The organism is Mesorhizobium sp. M7A.F.Ca.ET.027.03.2.1 (genome assembly GCF_003999175.1).
In the GTDB taxonomy this organism is placed as follows: domain Bacteria; phylum Pseudomonadota; class Alphaproteobacteria; order Rhizobiales; family Rhizobiaceae; genus Mesorhizobium.
On record NZ_RZOM01001931.1, the window covers coordinates 1 to 420 of the forward strand.

1 pseudogene is annotated in these 420 nt (G+C 65.5%); it reads left to right on the forward strand.

The annotated features are described in order from the left end of the window. A pseudogene (locus tag EN750_RS41395) lies at positions 1-420 on the forward strand (IS110 family transposase); the annotation flags it as partial.

The following is a 420-nucleotide window of genomic DNA, read 5'->3' on the forward strand; positions in this document are numbered from 1 at the left end:
GCCTGGAGGCAGCCCGCTGTGGCAATGGCTATTTGCTGGACTACAGGCGTCCGGCCTGGCAGTGGAGCTTCTCGAGACGCGCCACGTGCGCGACGCCTTCAATTGCCAGTAACAGACGGATCGCAAGGATGCGCGCGGCATTGCACAGCTCATGCGGCCTGGCCGGTTCCGCCCCGTGCACTGCAAGTCACTGCCGGCACAGGGGCCCGGGCCTGCTTACCACGTGCAAGCTCCTGCAGTCGAAGCGGCACGATGTCGAGATGAGCATCCGCGGGGTCTTGCGCGGCTTTGGCCTGAAGGTTGGCCCGACGACGCCGAAACGTTTGAGCGGCGGGTTCGCGAACTGGTCCCCCATCATGACACGCGAGAGCAGATTGCCGAGGCGATGCTGACGCGACCGGTCAAGGCCGAGCCCTTGAC